General features: G+C 38.8%; 15 protein-coding genes. 8 read left to right on the top strand and 7 right to left on the bottom strand.

The genetic code is table 11. The features are described from left to right. Window positions 1-18: 18 nt before the first annotated feature. Window positions 19-594, bottom strand: coding sequence for a DUF805 domain-containing protein (locus B554_RS0113780; protein ID WP_019458516.1), 576 nt, complete (start codon window positions 592-594; stop codon window positions 19-21). 294 nt (window positions 595-888) lie between these two features. Here B554_RS0113780 and acs point away from each other — a divergent pair, with 294 nt between their 5' ends. Further along, window positions 889-2,838 carry an acetate--CoA ligase gene (acs, locus tag B554_RS0113775; RefSeq protein WP_019458515.1) on the top strand — a complete coding sequence of 650 codons (1,950 nt, stop codon included), beginning with the start codon at window positions 889-891 and terminating at the stop codon, window positions 2,836-2,838. Between the two features lie 40 nt (window positions 2,839-2,878). On the opposite strand, the gene B554_RS0113770 is transcribed toward acs, so the two are convergent. Beyond that, window positions 2,879-3,421: a cysteine hydrolase family protein gene (locus tag B554_RS0113770; protein ID WP_019458514.1), complete on the bottom strand. Its 543-nt coding sequence runs from the start codon at window positions 3,419-3,421 to the stop codon at window positions 2,879-2,881. Between the two features lie 105 nt (window positions 3,422-3,526). Between B554_RS0113770 and B554_RS0113765 the strand changes: the two genes are divergently transcribed. Beyond that, on the top strand, window positions 3,527-3,940 hold the full coding sequence (locus tag B554_RS0113765) for an Lrp/AsnC family transcriptional regulator (protein ID WP_019458513.1): 414 nt from the start codon (window positions 3,527-3,529) through the stop codon (window positions 3,938-3,940). A gap of 93 nt (window positions 3,941-4,033) precedes the next feature. Here the strand turns inward: B554_RS0113765 and sfnG are convergent, their stop codons facing one another. Both sfnG and msuE read right to left on the bottom strand, forming a co-directional pair. Beyond that, entirely contained in the window at window positions 4,034-5,146 is a 1,113-nt protein-coding gene (sfnG, locus tag B554_RS0113760) for a dimethylsulfone monooxygenase SfnG (RefSeq protein WP_019458512.1), read from the bottom strand. A gap of 43 nt (window positions 5,147-5,189) precedes the next feature. Beyond that, the gene (gene msuE, locus B554_RS0113755; RefSeq protein ID WP_019458511.1) at window positions 5,190-5,927 is read right to left on the bottom strand and encodes an FMN reductase; all 738 of its coding nucleotides are present in this window, start codon (window positions 5,925-5,927) and stop codon (window positions 5,190-5,192) included. Between the two features lie 375 nt (window positions 5,928-6,302). Between msuE and B554_RS0113750 the strand changes: the two genes are divergently transcribed. Beyond that, on the top strand, window positions 6,303-6,953 hold the full coding sequence (locus tag B554_RS0113750) for a response regulator (protein ID WP_004704978.1): 651 nt from the start codon (window positions 6,303-6,305) through the stop codon (window positions 6,951-6,953). Window positions 6,954-6,995: 42 nt separating this feature from the next. Here the strand turns inward: B554_RS0113750 and B554_RS0113745 are convergent, their stop codons facing one another. Further along, the gene (locus B554_RS0113745) at window positions 6,996-7,763 is read right to left on the bottom strand and encodes a hypothetical protein (RefSeq protein WP_019458510.1); all 768 of its coding nucleotides are present in this window, start codon (window positions 7,761-7,763) and stop codon (window positions 6,996-6,998) included. 371 nt (window positions 7,764-8,134) lie between these two features. After that, window positions 8,135-11,623 carry a PAS domain-containing hybrid sensor histidine kinase/response regulator gene (locus B554_RS0113740; protein ID WP_019458509.1) on the bottom strand — a complete coding sequence of 1,163 codons (3,489 nt, stop codon included), beginning with the start codon at window positions 11,621-11,623 and terminating at the stop codon, window positions 8,135-8,137. 183 nt (window positions 11,624-11,806) lie between these two features. Between B554_RS0113740 and B554_RS0113735 the strand changes: the two genes are divergently transcribed. From B554_RS0113735 to B554_RS0113720, 4 genes are all read left to right on the top strand, one after another. Next, complete coding sequence (locus tag B554_RS0113735) at window positions 11,807-12,139, top strand: DUF485 domain-containing protein (protein ID WP_000372818.1); 333 nt, start codon at window positions 11,807-11,809, stop codon at window positions 12,137-12,139. Window position 12,140: 1 nt separating this feature from the next. Further along, window positions 12,141-13,856: a cation acetate symporter gene (locus B554_RS0113730; RefSeq protein WP_019458508.1), complete on the top strand. Its 1,716-nt coding sequence runs from the start codon at window positions 12,141-12,143 to the stop codon at window positions 13,854-13,856. A 170-nt stretch (window positions 13,857-14,026) separates the two neighbouring features. Then, window positions 14,027-14,719: an ion channel gene (locus B554_RS0113725; RefSeq protein ID WP_004704983.1), complete on the top strand. Its 693-nt coding sequence runs from the start codon at window positions 14,027-14,029 to the stop codon at window positions 14,717-14,719. A gap of 166 nt (window positions 14,720-14,885) precedes the next feature. After that, complete coding sequence (locus B554_RS0113720; RefSeq protein ID WP_019458507.1) at window positions 14,886-16,853, top strand: BCCT family transporter; 1,968 nt, start codon at window positions 14,886-14,888, stop codon at window positions 16,851-16,853. 58 nt (window positions 16,854-16,911) lie between these two features. Here the strand turns inward: B554_RS0113720 and omp33-36 are convergent, their stop codons facing one another. Further along, window positions 16,912-17,814 carry a porin Omp33-36 gene (gene omp33-36 / locus B554_RS0113715; RefSeq protein WP_019458506.1) on the bottom strand — a complete coding sequence of 301 codons (903 nt, stop codon included), beginning with the start codon at window positions 17,812-17,814 and terminating at the stop codon, window positions 16,912-16,914. Window positions 17,815-18,810: 996 nt separating this feature from the next. On the opposite strand from omp33-36, the gene B554_RS0113710 reads away from it, so the two are divergent. Beyond that, window positions 18,811-20,517 (top strand): GGDEF domain-containing protein, encoded by a 1,707-nt coding sequence (locus B554_RS0113710; RefSeq protein WP_019458505.1) that lies wholly within the window; start codon window positions 18,811-18,813, stop codon window positions 20,515-20,517. Window positions 20,518-20,621 lie beyond the last annotated feature (104 nt).

The following is a 20,621-nucleotide window of genomic DNA, read 5'->3' as shown; positions in this document are numbered from 1 at the left end:
TAATAAAGTGTTTTTTAATTAAAAGTATTGCGTTCCTTTTTGTAAAATTTGTGTTGGGGTTTGAATAGTATCGGTACCAGAGAAGTAGTAAAAAAAGCCTGCGGTAGAAATAAGGCTAATCAAAATAGCCAATAAAATAAACCAAGCCATCAGTTTTTCAATAAAGGTTGAAGGTCGAGCTGGACCATATTGATTTGGACCTGCTGTACCGGAAGCAAGCAATAAATAGATCATGAAAAAGAACTGTACGACTGGAATAAATAACAGCAGCCCCATCCAACCACTTTTATTTAAATCGTGCAAACGTCGAACAACGAGAACAATATTTAAATAAATCAAAAATAGCCAAAAAGCCCAGACCACTAACGCACTTACGCCAGAAAGAGAACTGTAAAACTCAAAATTAAATAGATTACTTGAAAGCTGAAAACTTCCAAGAAATGAGGCCAGAATGAAATAACCTATAAGAGTGACTAAATAAATTAGGCCATAGCCACCCAAATAACTCATGCGGTTAAAGCGACCATGAATTGAAAAAGGGCTGTCTTTAAATGGAAGTTGTGGTGGACGTGAAGAGGGCGTTTCGGCAAACATATTATTTTATTCCTGTGTTGCGTATGAGAGACAAAATAATCTTTGTTGATGATCAAAACCATCAAATCTTGAAAAAATTATAAAAGTAAAAGCTATAGACAAATGTTTTAAATCAACTTAATTTTATAAAAATGTTCACAATTTCGTGTGCTTGAGCAAGTGATCAATATATGACCAAAGTCGCATTGTTTAGACTTTGAAAGAGTCATCATACTGCAAAGGCATGCAAATAAGATCCAGTAAAATAATAGCCACAGTCTCGAGATGGGATGCACAAGATCAAGGAAGTTGCGTATGAATGAGATCTATCCAGTACCAGAGGAATTTAAAAAAACAGCTCGTACTGTTGAAGCAGACTACTTTAAACGTTATCAACACTCTATCGAGAACCCAGATGAATTCTGGGCAGAGCAAGCTAAAATTGTCGATTGGATAAAGCCATTTACCCAAGTTAAAAATACCAGTTTTGACAAAGACAATTTCAAAATTGAATGGTTTGCTGATGGTGAGTTGAACGTATCAGCAAACTGTTTAGACAGGCATCTAAAAGAACATCCTCATAAACCCGCCATTATTTGGGAAGGAGACCATCCTTCTCGTCATAAAATCGTTTCTTATAAAGAATTACACGATGAAGTCTGCCGCTTTGCCAACGTTTTAAAGAAATATGGCATTGGTAAAGGTGACCGTGTTGTGTTGTATATGCCAATGGTGACTGAGGCTGCAATTGCTATGTTGGCCTGTGCCCGTATTGGTGCGGTTCACTGCGTGGTATTTGGTGGCTTCTCGCCAGACTCGTTGGCAAGTCGTATTGAAGATAGCCAAGCTAAACTAGTAATTACTGCAGACTCAAGCCTACGTGCTGGAAAACTATTACCCCTCAAAGAAAACGTTGATTTGGCTTTAGCATTGCCGGGTACTGAGTGCGTTGAAAACGTGATTGTGGTTTACCGCAATGCAAACCCGATTGAAATGAAGCCGGGTCGTGATTTGTGGTATCACCTCATTATTATGGAGGTAGATGCAAACTGTCCTCCAGAACCAATGAAGGCAGAAGACCCTTTATTTATTCTTTATACTTCGGGATCGACAGGAAAACCTAAAGGGGTGTTGCATACCACGGGTGGATACTTAGTCTATGTAACCAGTACATTTAAAGAGGTCTTCGATTTAAAACAAGATGATGTTTACTGGTGTACAGCTGATATTGGTTGGATTACAGGACATAGCTATCTGATTTATGGTCCGTTGGCAAATGGTACGACGACCTTAATGTTCGAAGGTGTGCCTCAATATCCAACATGGGCACGTCTTGGTCACGTGGTCGATAAACATAAAGTTTCTATTCTATATACAGCGCCAACTGCGATTCGTGCCATGATGCGAGAAGGCGATTCGTATGTACGTGAAAGTAATCGTAGCAGTTTGCGTTTACTTGGTTCGGTTGGTGAGCCAATTAACCCAGAAGCTTGGAACTGGTACTACAACGTTGTTGGCGAAGGCCGTTGCCCAATTGTTGATACATGGTGGCAAACCGAAACAGGTGGTATTTTGATTGCGCCATTGCCAGGTGCAACAGCATTAAAACCGGGTTCGGCAACACGTCCGTTATTTGGTATCCAACCAGCCATTGTAGATGGTGAAGGTAATGAACTAGACGGTGCCGCTGAAGGGAATCTTGTAATTAAAGATTCATGGCCGGGTCAGATGCGTACCATTTGGGGCGATCCTGATCGCTTTATTGAGGCATATTTCTCTACCTTTAAAAATACTTATTTTACAGGTGATGGTGCTCGCCGTGATCAAGATGGTTATTACTGGATTACAGGTCGAGTTGACGATGTTTTAAACGTTTCAGGCCATCGTTTAGGTACGGCTGAAATTGAAAGTGCTCTTGTTTCGCATGAGTCAGTAGCAGAAGCAGCGGTAGTGGGTATGCCCCATGATATTAAAGGACAGGGCATTTGTACTTTCGTGACCTTACAGGCGGGTGTGCCAGAGTCGGAAGAACTGCGTAAAGAGTTAATTAACTGGGTACGTAAAGTACTCGGGCCAGTAGCTTCGCCAGATGCACTGCATTGGGCACCTGCATTACCGAAAACGCGTTCTGGTAAAATTATGCGCCGTATTTTAAGAAAGATCGCGGCAAACGAGCTTGATAGTTTAGGTGACACCTCAACCTTGGCTGAACCGGCTGTAGTAGATCAGTTAATTGCAACGGTTTATCCCGATAAGCAAAACTAATTTTAAAAAGCCCCATTTGGGGCTTTTTTATTGAGATTCATTAAGTGTTTGCTAAAAAGTCAGCAGTATTTTGTACATTCGCAAACGTACTCAGCGCAGTTAAAAAAGCTGTTTGTACGTCTTCAGCTTTTGTAGTCTTTCCAGCATAGCTTAAGTCACGTGTTGCAGTAGCATCTGCAATTAATATGGGTTGATAGCCAAGTTCTTTGGCTGCACGTGTCCCTGAGTCAATACACATATGTGTCATCATGCCTGTAATCACGAGTTGTTCAATTTGATGCGCTTTTAAAAGTTCTTCTAAATTGGTTTCTAAAAAACTGTTTGGATAATGCTTTGTCACGATTAATGAATCACTGCCAGCACTAAGTTCAGGATGAAGTAAAACCCCATCTGTATTTTCTTGAAAGAAACTCGCTTGTGGCGGGTTAATATGTTGCACATAAATAATCGGTAAATTTTTCTCGTTAAAATATTGTTCAAGCTGCTTTATTTTATCGAGCGCTTGATCTGGTCCAACCAATTCCATTTTGCCATTTTTAAAATAATCATTTTGAACATCGATAACTAATAGTGCTTGTTTCATGAGAACACTCTTGTTTGTATAAGATAAAACAAGGTTATTCTCTACTGGCAAAATCGGCTATAGTCCTATGAAAGCATTAACGCCAGTTTTCTTTCGCCATGAAAAATGAATATTGAATTAGACCCGATTGATCTAAAAATTATTGCATTACTCAAGCAAGATTCCCGCTTAACCAATAAAGAAATCGGGCAGCGAGTTCACCGGACGGGCCAGGCTGTGGGTACTCGAATTGCTCAATTAATGGATGCAGGGGTTATCAAAAATTACACCATTGCCGTTCAATATTCGTATAAACAATTTATTCATTTGCATCTAAATGAACAACGCGCTTTTGAAGAAATTGAAAATTTAGTAAAGCAATACGAACAAATAGATGAATGCTTTAAAGTCATGGGCAATGCTTGCTACATGATTGTCAGTCATTTTGAACCTGCAGCATTAAATGAATTTATTGAGGTTCTTTCAAAATGGTGTCGCTATTCAGTTGAAACTGTCGTTCGAGAAGTTAAGAAACCTTAAAAAATAAAAGCTCCAAGCCGAGTCTTGGAGCCAATAAATCTTTATTTTAATTTGTTGTTTTTATTATCTTGCGCTGTTTTTAACTGGAGTTTTTTAGGCTGATTTCGCTTGGATTTCTACCTCCTTTTCCTGTTGAAGTTCTAACTCACGAACGAGCGGTAGAACTTTTTCTCCGAAATATTCCACCTCTTCAATAAAGTGTAAGAATCCGGAAAGTACCAAATCGACACCTACATTCTTAAGCGCCACAATACGCTCTGCAATTTGCTGAGGTGTACCAATTAAATTGGTTTTAAAGCCGTCGTTATATTGCACTAAATCTTCAAAACTTGATTTTGCCCAGTTACCTTGTTGCTCTGGAGAGGCTGCACCTGCTTCACGTGTTGCATCGCCAAAGGCATTTACGGCTTCAGTATTAGCTTTATCAATAATTTCTTGAAGTACCGCTTTTGCTTCTTCTTCGGTATCTCGAGCAATAATGAAAGCGTTCACACCAATTTTGACCTGATGGTTATTGGCTTTTGCTTTGATACGAATATCTTCTACTTGTTTTTGAATTTCTTCGACAGTATTGCCGTTAGTGAAATACCAGTCAGAAACACGAGACGCCATGTCACGTGCGGCACGTGAACTGCCGCCCTGAAAGACTTCAATGTGAGGTTTTTGCAAAGGCTTTGGTTTAAGCGTGTAGTTTTGGAACTGGTAGTATTTACCATCGAAACTATAGTTATCGGTGGTCCAGATTCCTTTTAGCGTACGAATAAACTCTTCAGAGCGAACATAGCGCTCGTCATGCTCTGGCCATTCCTCACCAATCGCATCAAACTCGCCTCTGAACCAGCCACTCACCACATTAATCGCAATACGGCCTTCAGTTAGATAATCAATTGTCGCGAGCTGTTTAGCTGCAAGTGCCGGTTTCCAAGGGCCGGGCAGAATAGCCGCAATCACCTTAAGCTTTTCAGTTTTTGCCAGTAATGCATGACTGAAACTCACGGATTCATGCTGGTTTTCTGCCCCATAGCCCGCCGTAAAACGAATTTGAGTGAGCGCATATTCAAAACCATTGTTTTCGGCTGCCTGAGCAAGTCGAACATTGTAGTCATAACTCCAGTCTGTACGCTGTTCGATGTTGCTCACAACAAGGCCACCGCTTACATTCGGTACCCAATAAGCAAATTTAATCGGTTGTTGTAATTGCTTCATGGTGCGCTCTCCCATTCGTTATTTTTATTTAGCGATATTGCGCTTAGGCAACATGCGTTAATGATTTACCAGACTTGTGATGCAAACGAGACTCTGCTGCATCAAGGTTTGGTACAGCTGCTGAAGGTAATACTTCTTCTTGCTCAATTTGCTTGTTAATACCAAGTTCTTGATTTGCTTGCTGAGTCTTAGATTTGATTACCTCTGCACGTTTACCTTTTGCTGGTGCCCATTCTAAAATTGGTAATGCACGAGCCACTGCTAGCGTAATACGGTCAGATAGTTGCTCGCTTTTTACCGCATATTCAGGGGTAAAGTCGCGATCTGTTGCATATACGCCAATTGGTAAAGTTTGTGCTTGGAAGAAGCTAAATAATGGACGAAGCTGATGCTCTAGTACTAAAGCATGGCGATCACTACCACCCGATGCTGCTAAAAGTACAGGCACATCGACTAAAGCTGTTTGTTCAACAAAATCGAAGAAATGTTTGAAAAGACCAGTAAAAGAGGCACGGTAAACAGGAGTACCGACAATTAGAGCATCTGCTGCTTCAACCGCTGCAAGATCATCTTGTACACGCTGCGGAAGTTGATTGCGATAAAATGCACCACCAAGTAATGGCCCAATTTCGCTTAATTTAATAAAATGAACTTTAACATCGATTGCTTCTGATAATTCATCAAGAATGGCTTGAACCAGACTTTCGGTTTTAGATGGGGTATTTAAGCCACCAGAAACGGCAACAATATTTAAAGGTTTTGGTGATGTGATACCAGTCATAATTTGGTCCTAAGCCTAAAAAAGAACATTGGACTTATTAATCAACATCAACGATAAACTGTAAAATAACGAAATTGGTCAACCTTATCAGTTTTAAATATAAAAGATTAATCATGGATTTTTATAGTTTGGTTTTCTATTAAGCTACTGTTTTTATTTTATATAATTATAGGTGATATATTTTTTATAATAAAAAAGAAGCTTATATAAAAAACAGATTAATTTTTATTAAAAGTTAAAAAACATCTGAAAATTTTGTCTAAGTTATGCATTTATCAATATTTTGCATAAAAATGGATACGATGAACGTATCTTTCATCTAAATAGTAGGGTTACAATAGGCCATACTTATGCTCAAGATTACTTTAATCGCTTATGAATATTTTAATCGTTGATGATCATCCTTTGTTTCGTCATGCTTTAATTCAAGCAGTACGTTATAGCCTGCCACAGGCACAAATTCATGAAACAGCTTCGGTTGATGAGTTTTATGAGCGTTTGGAAAATGGGGCAGAACCTGACCTAGTGTTACTCGATTTAAATTTACCGGGTGCTTCAGGTTTCTCCGCTCTCGTTTATGTAAGAGCTCAGTATCCTGCTATTCCAATTATTGTAGTTTCTGCGCATGAAGAAACTTCAATAATTCAGCGTGCAATTGCGCATGGCGCGATGGGTTATATTCCTAAATCGGCTCATCCAAGTCATATTGGTGAGGCGATTCGTCAAGTTTTAGATGGCGAAATTTGGTTACCACCAAACCTACCGTCAAATCTTAATCTTGATCCAAGAGCGGCAGATGAAACTGCTTTAGCGGAACGTATTCAGTCTTTAACCCCTCAGCAGTTCCGTGTTTTGATGATGGTTGCTGAAGGTTTGCTAAATAAACAGATTGCCTATGAACTCGATGTTTCAGAAGCAACCATTAAAGCGCATGTAACCGCTATTTTTAGAAAATTAGGTGTACAAAATCGTACCCAAGCTGTATTAGCAATTAGTGCATTAAATATTGAAGATAAGAAAATTTAAAAATAAAAAAAGACCTCAATTGAGGTCTTTTTTATGTTCCACTTAGGCAAGGCAATCTTGCTTAGGTGTGAGGCTGTCGCAGTACAGTGGGTTAAGAGCACATTGCAAATCATCGATCTGTTCTTGGGTCACATAGCCTTTACTTTTTAAATATTCAGCTACACGGTCATCACGCAAGCTTAAGAAAGCTGCATCATAAACACCTAAATCAACAAACAGGGCAGCTGTTTCCAGACTGTTGAATCGATCAAGGAAAATGTCATTGCCATACATTAAGAAGATATGGTCAAGTTTTGCTTTTTCATCAACATGCAGACGTTCAGCAAGTTGATGTGGAGGTGTTTTAATAAACAGTAAGTCAGAAAGCTCATCAAACTGAGTCATATCTAACTGGTTTTCGCCAAGTTTGACATGACCTAGCCAAGCTTTGAAAACTAAAACAGCACCACCACGTAGAAGCATACTCCAGATTTGATGACGTGTGTCATGGTCAAGATTTTCACTTTCAGCACTAAGAACTTTTAGAAAATTCTCTTCCTGTTGAGCTAACTTATCAAATAAACCTAAACCTTGAGGATGATAAGCAGCAGGTGCAAATACATCAAAATTTAGATCATGAAATACATTAAGCGCGAGTGGTACAGCACACTGATAAATTGTATTGAGTGCTTTGATATGCGATTCGCTAAGCTTGCTATGAGGAAAAATACTTTGCCAATCTAATTCTGGAAGTAAGGCATTAGCACTATATTGACGATAAAACTGTTGAGATGAAAGTTGCCCTTGCGGGTTGTTATCAGAAATATTCATGGCAGTTGTCCTTTGCTTTAATTCAAGAGCTGGCTATAGGCAGAAGTAAGTTCAAATATAAAATACGTTTGGAATATTTATGTGCTATGAAGAATGCAAGTAGAATACGACTAAAGTCTTATATGGTGTTTTTAAGTAAATAATATTTTTTAAAAACAGATATTTATTAAATTGTAACTAGGTGTACACGTGTTCACTTACAAAAAAGGTGAGCTTTGCCATAGGAAAGTAAGCATTGGAAACTTTGGTCAATCATTCATGGCCTAAAAGAAGACTTTTTGAGCAGTTCTGCCTATTTGCTTAAATTAACCACATAATTTTTGCCAAAAAATATCTCCCAAACCTATAGAAAGCTTGAGAGATGAAAATAATTAGTCAGTTGTGTTGGCAATTTTAAGTCCAGATAACCAAGCTCTTAATGAGGCAGGTTTAAGAGGTTTCTTCAGTAAAACGATATTTAATTCTTTTAATTGCTGTGGTAACTCAGGATGAGAGTCAGCAGTAATTAAAGCAACTGGAACATCGTGTTGACGATTTTGATTAATAAAATCAACACCAAGTTGATTGTTATTTAAGTGTTGGTCGATGAGCCAAACCTGAATATTCTCTTTTTGAATAATGTCTAAAGCCTGTTCAGGTTCAGTAGCTTTGAATACCTGATAACCCCATCGGCCTAATAAACTACTCATACCCTCTAAAATCGTTTCGTCATTGTCTAAGCACAAAATACGGTACGCTTTGGTTTTTAAAGGCACAGCTTGTACAGCTGGTGTTGTAACTTTTGGTGGCTCGACAATAGGTACTTCAATTATAAAACATGAGCCTTTACCCAACTCTGAGTAAACGTGAACTGGGTAATTGAGCAAACCAGTCATACGTTGTACGATCGCAAGCCCTAATCCTAAGCCTTGTTCACCCCAAGGTGATAAATGCCCACAACGTTCAAACTCTTGGAACAGTTTAACTCGTTGTTCTTCGGCAATACCTGGTCCGGTATCCCAAACGCCAATTCGAATATGTTTCGGCTGTTGTGCAGAACGGAGTACACCTACGACTACTCGGCCTTTAGCAGTATAGCGTAAGGCATTGCTGACAAAGTTTTGAATAATACGACGAATCCACTGTGGGTCGGTATCAATCCAGAACGATACATCATGAACTTTTAGTGAAATGTTTCGCTGTGCAGCGATCGATTTAAACTGCAACTCAAGGTCACTGAGTAAATCATGCAAAGGATAATGCTGTCTTTTTGGCTGGATACTGCCACCTTCTAAACGAGCAATATCGAGCAGGGCAGACAACATACTTTCGGCACCATAAAGTGCTCGGTCAAGTTGTTGTAACGTTTGGCGGTCTTCTTCTGTCGAAATACTTTGCTCAAGCACGGTACTAAACAGACGAGCAGCGTGCATGGGTTGTAAAAGATCGTGGCTTGCCGCGGCAATAAATCGACTCTTGGACATATTGGCTTGCTCACGTGCAAGTTGTTGTTCAGATAAAGCATCAGCAAGCTGTTGAGTTCGATCTTTTACGCGAGCTTCAAGTACGGCTTCGTTCGCACGGAAAGCGGTAATATCAGCAAATGTGGTGACAAAACCACCGCCTGAAATTGGGTTACCTCGCATTTGAATTACGCGGCCGTCTTTACGGATACGTTCAAACTCATGAGCGCTGCCGACTTTCATCCAGTGAAGACGTTTGCGCACATGTTCTTCGACTGAACCGGGACCACATTCGCCACGTTCAGCGTTATAACGAATTAGGTCGGCAATAGGACAGCCCACATAAACAAGGTCTTTTGGATAGCCAAATAGTTTTAAATATTGATTGTTCCACGCGACCAAACACATATTTTTATCAACTACACTGACCCCTTGGGTCATGTGGTCAATCATGGTCATGAGCAGATTTTGATTAAAACGTTGCCATTGTGAGGCTTGGTCTAAAATATTAGCGACTTGGCCTAAAGCGAGGCCGTTATTGATCATTGCTGTGGTCAGCAAGGTACGTGCAGAAGCTGCACCGATAATACCTGCTAGATATTGCTCGGTAAAACGCCACCACATGCCATTGGCAATCGTATTTGGATTGAGTGTGAGATGGTTTTGCTCACAAAAGTTCTCGAATGCTTGTGTGGTTGGCTGCTCACCTGTAATTCTTTTGGCTAAGGCAAATAGATCACCTACTTTTAAGCGAGCTGCGTCATGTGGAAGGTAAGTTAAATCGGTAGAGGTATGCGGTGAAGGTAAAGGCTTTGTTTCATAATAAAAAAAGCTTTCTGCCTGAATTTGTTCAGCAACACTTGGACGATAAATTTTTGAAATCCAGATGTATAACAGAATATTTAAACCGAGCGACCAAATCACGCCATGAGTTAAAGGAGCAAATGACTCAAAACCAAAAAGTGACTCTGGACGTAAAGCATTTATGCCAAATGGGCCGAAGAGCAAAATACTTTGCGCAGTTTCCTGATAGGCTTCTGGTAAGCTACGTAATATGGTTGGAAAGAGTAAGGTGTAACTCCACATTAAAAATCCAACGATGAGTCCAGCGTAGACACCTTGACGACTTCCACCTCGCCAATACAACCCACCAATCAGTGCAGGTGCAAACTGTGCTACAGCACTAAACGCCAATAATCCAAATACTGAAAGCTGGTTAATATCATTAAAGAAATGGAAAAATAAGAAGCCAAGTAGCATTACTGCGACAATACTAATACGACGGCTGAACTTTAGAACTTTAGGTAAATGTTTATCATGACGCGACAGCAATTTAAAACGCCATAAGGCAGGCATAATTAAGTCGTTACTGAGCATGATAGACAATGCAACTGACGACACCAGTAACATACCTGTGGAGGCTGAAAAGCCACCCAAAAAGGCCAATAAAGCGAGCCACTCTTGGTTATAACTTAAAGGTAAGGACAGTACAGCCACATCGGGTACGGTCAGGAATTTGGGTGCAGCATGCAAAGCCCAACTTGCGATTGGAATAATCGCAAGAATAGTCAAAATGAGATAAACCGCGAACCACTTACGAGCACCACGAATATGCTTTTCATCGCGTAGTTCAACCACTGCCACGTGGAACTGACGTGGTAAACAAATAATGGCTAAGCCTGCCAGCAAAGTTTGAATCCAGAAAGTTTCAGGGACACCAAAGAGCTGTACTTCCTGAAAAGTCTGGTTTACATCAGAGGTCATTTGGCTCAGGTTAGCTGGTGATTCAAAAATAAAAAATAAAGCCACACACAATAAGGCAAATAACTTCACGAACGACTCAAATGCAACAGCAAGCATAAGGCCGCCATGTTGTTCCGTGTTTGCAATTTGCCGTGTACCAAAAATCATGGCCAAAATTGCGAGTACACTGGTGAGCAATAACACGCTATTGGTAGTGGTATGAATATGCGAGTTTTGCTCCATAATGACAGAAGTACTTAAAGCAATAGCACGTAGCTGTAATGCGAGGTAAGGAATAATCGCGATAACGGCAAGAATAGTTACTAACGAGGCGAGTACACCACTTTTACCATAGCGTGCTGCGACAAAGTCAGCGATCGAGGAAATCGCATGGTGCTGACGAACTCGGCCTAAACGTCGCCAGATGTCATAACCAAACCAGACAAATAAAAGTGGCCCTAAATAAATAGGTAGGAAGATAACGCCTTCTCGAACGGCAGCGCCAGTTGCGCCATAAAATGTCCATGAAGAGCAGTAAACACCTAAAGTTAAACTAAATAAAAACATGCGGCCACGTGTGCCGAGACGACTGGCATGCTTCTCACCAAAAAAAGCACAGACAAATAAAAGCGCAATATAAAGAGTGAGAACCCCAATAATCAGCCAGCTGTTCATATGACCTACGTAAGTGAAACCTTGTGTCTATCATAACCTATGCCGAAACAAAGCTATAAATTGATTAAATTTTAACGACCAAAGTCTAAGTTACGACTAAGCTGGAATCTTGCTAACTTTAATTATGAAAAAATACATTAAAAAAAAGTGACCAAGGTTGGGCACTAGGTAAGGAGTTTGGTTATGGATCAGAGCCAAGTAGAACAGATTCTACGCAATCCAAAGTTTCAAAAAATGGTCAAGAAAAAAAGTGCATTAAGCTGGACGCTCACAATCATCATGTTAGTGCTATATGTGGGCTTTATGCTACTTGTGGGCTACAACAAAGAATTTTTGATGAGTTCCTTTAGTGGTGGTGTAACGACATGGGGTATCCCGCTTGGTTTAGGAATTATTGTTTTATCTTTCCTACTCTGTGGTGTCTATTCCTATATCGCAAATAATACCCTTGACCAATTGAGTGAAGAAGCGTTGAAGGAAGTTGAAGCCATCACGCACGAGAAAGGACTACACTAATATGAAATGGAATTCATTAAAAGCGAAAGCCCTAATGGGTGCAGCATCGCTCTATTCAACTGTTGCTATGGCAAGCCCAGACTTAGGTGAAGCAGAGCAACAAGCAACCAACTGGCATGCCATTATCATGTTTGTCATCTTTGTTGGTTTCACACTGTTCATTACTAAATGGGCTGCAAAACAAACTCAATCAGCACAAGACTTCTATACTGCGGGTGGGGGAATTAGTGGTTTTCAAAATGGTTTGGCGATTGCAGGTGACTATATGTCAGCGGCGTCTTTCCTTGGTATTTCCGCAATGGTGTTTAGCTCTGGTTTTGATGGCTTGCTTTATTCACTCGGATTTATGGTCGGTTGGCCAATCGTTTTATTCTTGGTGGCAGAGCGCTTACGTAACCTCGGTAAATATAACCTTTCCGATGTCGTGTCATTCCGCCTTGAAGAAAAACCAGTTCGTACTTTAGCTGCTTTTAGCTCACTTGTTGTTGTCGCATTTTACTTAATTGCGCAAATGGTAGGTGCAGGTCAGCTCATCAAATTGCTATTTGGTTTGAACTACAATATTGCGGTTGTCATCGTTGGTCTCTTAATGATGGCATACGTAATTTTTGGTGGCATGTTGGCAACCACATGGGTACAAATCATTAAAGCAGTGATGTTACTGAGCGGTGCGACCTTCATGGCATTTATGGTTATGAAAGCAGTTGGATTTAGTTTCAGCAACATGTTTACCCAATCAATTGAAGTCTTTAGTAAAGTTCATAGCATCAGCTTTGAAGACGCTTCTAAAATTATGGGTCCGGGTAAACTTGCAGCAAACCCAATTGATGCCTTATCTCTTGGTTTAGCACTTATGTTTGGTACAGCAGGTCTTCCACATATTCTTATGCGTTTCTTCACCGTAAAAGATGCAAAAGAAGCGCGTAAGTCGGTTGTGGTTGCAACAGGTTTCATTGGTTACTTCTATCTTTTAACTTTCATTATTGGTTTTGGTGCGATCCTGTTTGTATCAAACAACCCACAGTTCCTTGATGTTGCAAAAATGGCTATGACAGGCAAGCTTGAGCTTGTTGGTGGTAATAACATGGCAGCCGTGCATTTAAGTGACGCTTTAGGCGGTGACTTATTCATGGGCTTCATTTCAGCGGTAGCGTTTGCAACGATTCTTGCTGTTGTTGCTGGTTTAACACTTTCAGGTGCATCTGCAATTTCGCATGACTTATACGCTAACGTATTTAAGAAAGGTCAAACGACTCCAGCTTCTGAACTCCGTATGTCAAAAATTGCAACACTTGGTTTAGCAATCTTTGCCATGATTTTGGGTATCTTGTTTGAAAAGCAAAACGTAGCGTTCATGGTGGGCTTAGCGTTCTCTGTAGCGTGTTGTGCAAACTTCCCAGTACTTGTTCTTTCAATGTTCTGGAAAGGTTTAACTACTCGTGGAGCAGTTATCGGTGGAGTGGTTGGTTTGGTAACCGCAGTTGTACTGATCATCTTATCTAAAGCGGTATGGGTAGATACGTTAAAAATCTCTGATACACCAATCAACCCATTCAACGGTCCTGCGTTATTTGCTATGCCATTGTCATTCCTTTGCTGCTGGTTCTTCTCCGTGACTGATAACTCAGCACGTGCGAAAAAAGAACGCGATGCTTTCGATGCACAATATGTACGTTCAATGACAGGTATTGGTGCTTCTGGTGCATCAGATCACTAAAATCAAAACGTATTAAATATTTCATAAAAAGCCCTGTGGGGCTTTTTTTGTTTCTCCCATATAGTTATTAATAAGAAGCTCCTTAATAAAGAACAACTTGTTTATCCTATTTTTTGTACAGTATGATTTTCTATAATTCAAAACATAACGAAAAAACGGAAAATAATTAAATGCGATCTATCATCGAGTTCTGGGCAAGCTTTCGATTGCTGCCTTCGGCATGGTTGCTGTTTGTGCAATTCATTTTACTTATTTTGGCCATGCTGACTTTTGATAATGAGGCATATAGAACCTTCACTTGGGCGTTGGGAGTTCTTGCTTTACTTATTATTGCTAAGGTTATTCGTCAAACCCCGATGTTTACATTTTTAGGTCTCACATTTGTAAGTGGAGCAATTCTATCTTCAGCATTTATTTTATTAGGCTATGGCAATTTAACGATCCAAATTTTTGCCCATACTTGTGAAGCTTTAGCTTATTTTTCGGCAGCTTATGGTTTATTTCGTTATATGTTTGCCGACCGATATTTAACACGAGATGAACTCTTTGCAGCCGCAGCTGTTTTTACCTTAATTGCTTGGGGTTTTGCGTTTTTATACAACATTTGTCAGCTATTAATTCCCAATAGCTTTCAAAATCCAAACCATGTCCATCACATACAAACCTGGCTAGATTTATTGTTTTTAAGCTTTAGTTTGCAGTCAGCAACAGGGCTGTCCGACCTAATGCCTCTTAGTCCACCAGCACGTGTTTTAGCAATGCTACAAATGTTTTGTGGGGTGATGTATCTAGCACTTATCGTTACGCGTTTAATTGCATTACAGTACATCTCACATGCACCCAAAAAGAATTCTGATAAATAAAGAAGGAGGTGTTTCAATTTATTTACACCTTTGTAACTGCAATATTCTTTAAGTTTATTTAAAGTATTATCAGCTTTCTCTATTGAAAGATATAGCTTTATTCATTCCTGAATGTCTTTATTGGCTTTATGCCTGTCATTTTCATTAAAAATAACATGGAGGATTTATGCCTTCCAAACAAACGAGTTGGTTCGCAAATGTTAATCCCAATGTCTTTTTGGGTACGGTCATTATTATTGCTTTATTCCTAGCAGTTGTTGTGATCGCTCCGAGTTCTTTTGAACTTCTCACGCAGCAGTTAAAACAGTGGATCACTGATTCATTTAGCTGGTTTTATGTTTTATCGGTTGCTTTCTTTCTTATCCTACTGATTTATATTGCCTGTTCTTCGATAGGTCGGATTAAACTAGGCCCTGACCATAGCCAGCCCGAATACAGTAACGGTTCATGGTTTGCCATGTTATTTACTGCGGGTATGGGTATTGGCTTAATGTTCTTTGGCGTTGCTGAACCTGTCATGCACTATGTCAACCCACCAAGCGGTGAGCCACAGACCATTGATGCAGCACAACAAGCTCTGCGTGTGACCTTTTTCCACTGGGGCTTACATGCCTGGGCAATTTATGCTGTGGTCGGTTTAGCATTAGCTTATTTTGCTTATCGTCATAATTTGCCTCTAAAGACTCGTTCGGCTCTTTATCCGCTTATTGGTAAAAAGATTTATGGGCCTTGGGGTGATAGCATCGATATATTTGCCACCATTGGTACGGTATTTGGTGTAGCGACTTCTCTCGGATTTGGTGTCACCCAGATTAACTCTGGTTTACATTATTTATTTGGTGTCGAGCAAAGTACCCATATTCAAGTATTACTGATTATTTTTGTGAGTATTTTAGCCTCATTATCTGTGTTCTTAGGTCTAGATAAAGGGGTCAAACGCTTATCAGAACTAAACCTGGTTTTAGCTTTAATATTATTAGTATTTGTCTTCATTGCTGGCCCTAGTATTTATTTACTTCAAACCACTATTCAAAACACAGGGCAATATATCTCTAACCTTTTTACCATGACATTCAATTTATATGCTTATCAGCCAAATGGATGGATTGGGGGGTGGACTATTTTATATTGGGCTTGGTGGATTTCATGGTCACCATTTGTGGGCATGTTTATCGCGAGGGTTTCACGTGGTCGTACCATTCGAGAGTTTATTGTAGGCGTTCTACTTATTCCAACAGGCTTTACCATTATCTGGATGGGCTTTTTAGGAAATGCTGCGTTATTTAGCATTATTCATGAACATCAAACCACTCTCATTCAGGCTGTTCAGCAAGACTCTTCAGTTGCATTATTTGAGTTTTTAGGACACTTACCTTGGTCTGGTGTCATGAATGTTATTGCAACAATATTAGTCATTCTTTTCTTTGTGACTTCGGCTGACTCTGGTGCGCTGGTTACTGATTACTTAACAGCAAAAACTGATAACTCACCGACATGGCAACGTTTGTTTTGGACAGTACTCATGGCAGTGCTGGCTATTATTTTACTTTTAGCAGGTGGACTTGCTGCATTGCAGTCTTCAATCATTATGAGTGCATTACCATTTACTGTGGTCATGCTTTTAATGAGCTGGGGATTAATAAAAGCTTTGCATCTTGATGTCACGAAAATGCAAGCAATTCAGGAAGCTCGAATTACCCCACGTGCAATTCATAATCCGAGAAGCTGGCAGCAACGTTTAGGCCTAATCATGCACTATCCACATAGTGAAGAAGAGGTTAAGCAATATATTGAAAAGCAAGTTTATAGTGCTTTTGAAAATATTAAGCATGAGTTTAAGCGTCGTCACCTTGAGGTATCGATTAGTGAAGTTGAAGATGGTATGCAACTTCGAGTGGATCATCATCATGAAATTAATTTTATTTATAAAGTTGTTTCACGTGAAACAGTACCCCCAAGTTTTTTAATTGGACGTACTGAAGCTGAAGACGGGCAATATTTCCAAGCCGAGGTGTTTTTGAGAGAGGGCGGACAAAACTATGATGTAATGGACTGGACTCAAGAAGATTTGATTCAGGATATTATTGACCAGTATGAGCGTCATTTACATTTCTTAAATATCGTACGAAGTTAACAACCATAAAAAAAGGACTCAATAGAGTCCTTTTTATGAATTCAATTTCTAAATTAAATTAGAAACGGAATTTAGCATTTAAGCCGATAGTTTGAGTATCGTTGCTTGCATTTTTAACGTCAGCTTTCATGTAAGACGCACCAACAGCTACTGCTGGAGTGATGAAGTAGTTTACGTTACCACCCCAAGCTTGGCGGAATTCACCAAGGTCATTACCTTTGATGTTTGCTACGCCGTCGTTACCGATGAATGCAGCACCAACGCTCAACTTAGGAGTTAAGTAAAGGTCAGTTTTTAAACCGTATTGGTTTTCTTGACCGAAAGCACCAGCAGCTTCAAAACCGATTGCCATGTTAGTTCCGTCGATTGGACCTACATATTTAGCACGAGCTGTAATAGCATCTTGATCGTTTTGGATTGCAGCAGTTTGGTTAACAGCAGAGTAGATACCGTTACTGATGATACCGAAGTTATCTAAAGCGAATTGGTTAGCAACGCTTGTATAACCAACAGTCATCAAGAAGTTAGGTAACAACATTGCACCAACTTCTAATGCATAACGGTCGCCTTGGTCATCACGAGAAATCGCGTTTTTACCATCAACGTCAGTGTGGTTATAAGTAGCGCTAGCATATACAGGAAGGTAAGGAGTTGGAACGTATGCCTCACCTTTAACACCGTATGTACCTACACGGTAGTTTAAGCCGTTGTTTTGGTCGTATTGTTGGTAGCTGTAACCTAAAGACACGCTAGAAGCTTGGTTCAAGAAAGCTGCTTCAGCTAAAGGACCTTTAGTGGTATCAACATTTTTTAAGTAGTATGTACCAGCAACGTCACCAGTGAAGTTTTTATCGTTTGCAGTTGTGTCAACATATTCAGATTGACCTTGAACTTCAAATTGATAAGCATGAGCACCGGTCATGGCTAATAATACAGCAGTGGCTAAACCAAGTTTTTTCATAATCATTTCCAGCGTTAACAAGAGATAAAGCTGGGGTCATTGTATTGTAACAATTTATGAAGTCAATAATAGTTGAATTGTAATGTTAAGGAAATTTGACACTTATGTTAAAAATGGTTAAATAACCATCAATCGAATTGGTTTATGTCAACCAACTAAAAAAATTAGCATTAACAAGAAGCTAAACCTTAAGCTTCATATGGAATTAGCATCAAATGATTTAAAAATAATTACATTTGTAATTGGAAAAAATGATTTTATTAATCGGTTTTAACGTTAACCAATGTGTTGATTTGTTTATTAAATAACCACTCAAATATTGTTCTTGTTTCAGTTTTTATAAATTTTGAGTAATGGTTAACACTATTTTGATAAGTTTATCTAAATAATCTATCTATTTTGAATTATTATATAATTGAATAAGGCAAAAAAAATACGTTTTTAAATCAAAAAAACGATTAAAAAATTAATTCTGATCAATTTAATCAACTTTACAAAATTAGAGATAAGTCACACAATTCAATTGCAAAGTTTACTACCTAACATTTTTAAAGTTAGTAAGACTTTACCAGATACGATGTGGCATCACATCAGACTTTACGAGCTCAGCTTTCCCCAAGGTTGAGCTTTTTTTTATCTATAAGAAAACATTAATATTTGTTAAAAAAATTACATGAAATTTAACGTTTTTTCTTTGTATAAAAATAAATCCAATTTAATGTTGGGTTTCTGATGTTTGGAGAGCCATTTAACAACAAAAGCAGGTTTTTATAGAATTATGAAGCTTACTGTATTTGTAAAATAGAGATTTAATATAGTCATTCCATCATTTACATATTCGATGAGATATTTTATGAAATGTAAAGATGACGCCCTTAATCATATTACCTGAGCTTTGTTGCTGAACTTCTGTTCAGTAAAGTGCTAGGATGCGCATTACTTACTTCATTCTTTAGCAGTGATTATGGTAGGACATTTACGGAGTACCAACTAGAAATGTCAGGATTACGTTCAGAACATATCAGTAATCGACTATTTTTCTTTATGTTGGTCATTATTCTATCGTTACTGTTTATGGCTGTGCCTCTTATTGTCAGTAGCTATCAAGAATATTTAAAAACCAAACAAGCTTTGATTGAAATCAAAAGCTTAAAATTAATTGCTGAAGTTGCAAATAAAGTATCAAAAGAACGTGCACCAGCAAATAAATTAATGTCGAGTAACTCTGCTGACTTTCTAAAAAACCAAAAGAATTTAAAACAATATCGTCTTAGTGTTGATCAACAAATTGATGAAACGATTCGAGTTTTAAGAGAAGAGGGCTATTCGGATTTAGCTGATATTTTAAATACTAAATTTAAGAGTGACTTAAAGCGCGCACGTACAGTTGTAGATGATTATGTTGCTACACCCAAGCAGGCGAGAACTTCCGAAAAGCTTGATAATGCAATTTTAGCGATGTTTGGTGCTTGGGATAGCTGCCGAGATGTGTTGCAAAAGCTGATGTTGCAGTTAAAAAGTAAAGACAGCCAAATTAATAACTATTTTACTTTGATTGTTGTATTAACCGATATGCGGGATCAGGCTGGTCGCACTGCATCCAATGTTATTGCACCGATCACGTTTAAAGAAACGATTCCCAATGACAATCGGGCCCGTTCTTTGCAGACTCAACAACAAGCACGATATTTATGGGCGCTTGTAGACACATTACAGTCTGAACAAGCCAAGACTCAAGAATATCATCGTCTTTATTCAAGAGTTAAAACTGAGTTTTTGGATAAAGGCGTGCCTATTGTTGGTCAGCTTTTAGATGAAAGCCAAAAACACGAGGCTTATCACTTAACAGCTAATCAACTTACCGACCATATTGTTGGTAAATTTACCACTGTTATTGATTTACAAAAGTTTCTACTTAATAAGAGTGTCTCAATTGCGGTTCAAGAGAAATACTTAGCAAAAAAGAAATTCTTTCTGACTTTACTTATTTCGAGTATATCTTTAGCGGCTGCTTTACTCACTTTAATTTATGCAAAGAGAAGAGTCTTTGAACCTCTTATTCAAGCGCGTACTTTAATTCTTGAGTTGTCTCAGAGTACAGACTATCCAGTAGATGATTTGAATTCTAAAAAGGGTGAGTTTATTTCACTGTTTGAGGCAATTGATCGTTTGCAAAAAATGCTCAAGCAAAGAGATGCATTTGAATTTCAACTTAAAAATATAGCCAATACCGATCCTTTAACTGGTGTATCTAATCGTTTGGCTCTAGCAGAATATTTAAAAATTGTTGAGAGTTATCCAAATAAATTTTCAAAAACCTGTTTGATGATTATTGATATAGATCGCTTTAAAGATGTGAATGATCAATATGGTCATATTGTGGGTGATCAAGTCATTAGCCGTATTGCAGATCAGTTAAAAGCGAATGTGCGTGCTTCAGATTTAATCGTTCGTTATGGTGGTGATGAGTTCTTAATCTTGTTAGAGCAGATACCGTTTTTAGATGCCCGTCTATTGGCAGAAAAAATTCGTATTGCGATTTCTTTAGAAGAAGTTGATTTATCTAATACGCATGAAAAATTGCATGTATCGGTCAGTATTGGTTTTGCGATTGGAGCAACAAGCTGGATGGAACTGTTAGAAAAAGCAGACCGTTCACTTTTAAAAGCTAAAGCTCGGGGACGAAATGTCGTAGAGGGATAAGGTCTTATTACTATTTCATAAAAGAATTTATATAACTTAATTTGTGTATGCAGATTTTCTTACCTTACCATTAGAATTCAAAATTCTGTTTTTTAATAATATTT

The organism is Acinetobacter sp. GG2 (assembly GCF_000292385.1).
Taxonomy (GTDB): domain Bacteria; phylum Pseudomonadota; class Gammaproteobacteria; order Pseudomonadales; family Moraxellaceae; genus Acinetobacter; species Acinetobacter seifertii.
The sequence above is the reverse complement of the archived record's forward strand: the minus strand, read 5'-3'. Positions and strand labels throughout refer to the sequence as shown.

Excerpts from the sequence above, each read along its gene's own strand:
- B554_RS0113735 (WP_000372818.1), top strand. The coding sequence starts at position 11,807 with ATGGATCAGAGCCAAGTAGAACAGATTCTACGCAATCCAAAGTTTCAA.
- B554_RS0113770 (WP_019458514.1), bottom strand. The coding sequence starts at position 3,421 with ATGAAACAAGCACTATTAGTTATCGATGTTCAAAATGATTATTTTAAA.
- sfnG (WP_019458512.1), bottom strand. The coding sequence starts at position 5,146 with ATGAAGCAATTACAACAACCGATTAAATTTGCTTATTGGGTACCGAAT.
- omp33-36 (WP_019458506.1), bottom strand. The coding sequence starts at position 17,814 with ATGAAAAAACTTGGTTTAGCCACTGCTGTATTATTAGCCATGACCGGT.
- B554_RS0113745 (WP_019458510.1), bottom strand. The coding sequence starts at position 7,763 with ATGAATATTTCTGATAACAACCCGCAAGGGCAACTTTCATCTCAACAG.
- B554_RS0113740 (WP_019458509.1), bottom strand. The coding sequence starts at position 11,623 with ATGAACAGCTGGCTGATTATTGGGGTTCTCACTCTTTATATTGCGCTT.
- B554_RS0113780 (WP_019458516.1), bottom strand. The coding sequence starts at position 594 with ATGTTTGCCGAAACGCCCTCTTCACGTCCACCACAACTTCCATTTAAA.
- B554_RS0113750 (WP_004704978.1), top strand. The coding sequence starts at position 6,303 with ATGAATATTTTAATCGTTGATGATCATCCTTTGTTTCGTCATGCTTTA.
- B554_RS0113730 (WP_019458508.1), top strand. The coding sequence starts at position 12,141 with ATGAAATGGAATTCATTAAAAGCGAAAGCCCTAATGGGTGCAGCATCG.
- B554_RS0113725 (WP_004704983.1), top strand. The coding sequence starts at position 14,027 with ATGCGATCTATCATCGAGTTCTGGGCAAGCTTTCGATTGCTGCCTTCG.
- B554_RS0113765 (WP_019458513.1), top strand. The coding sequence starts at position 3,527 with ATGAATATTGAATTAGACCCGATTGATCTAAAAATTATTGCATTACTC.
- B554_RS0113710 (WP_019458505.1), top strand. The coding sequence starts at position 18,811 with ATGTCAGGATTACGTTCAGAACATATCAGTAATCGACTATTTTTCTTT.
- B554_RS0113720 (WP_019458507.1), top strand. The coding sequence starts at position 14,886 with ATGCCTTCCAAACAAACGAGTTGGTTCGCAAATGTTAATCCCAATGTC.
- acs (WP_019458515.1), top strand. The coding sequence starts at position 889 with ATGAATGAGATCTATCCAGTACCAGAGGAATTTAAAAAAACAGCTCGT.
- msuE (WP_019458511.1), bottom strand. The coding sequence starts at position 5,927 with ATGACTGGTATCACATCACCAAAACCTTTAAATATTGTTGCCGTTTCT.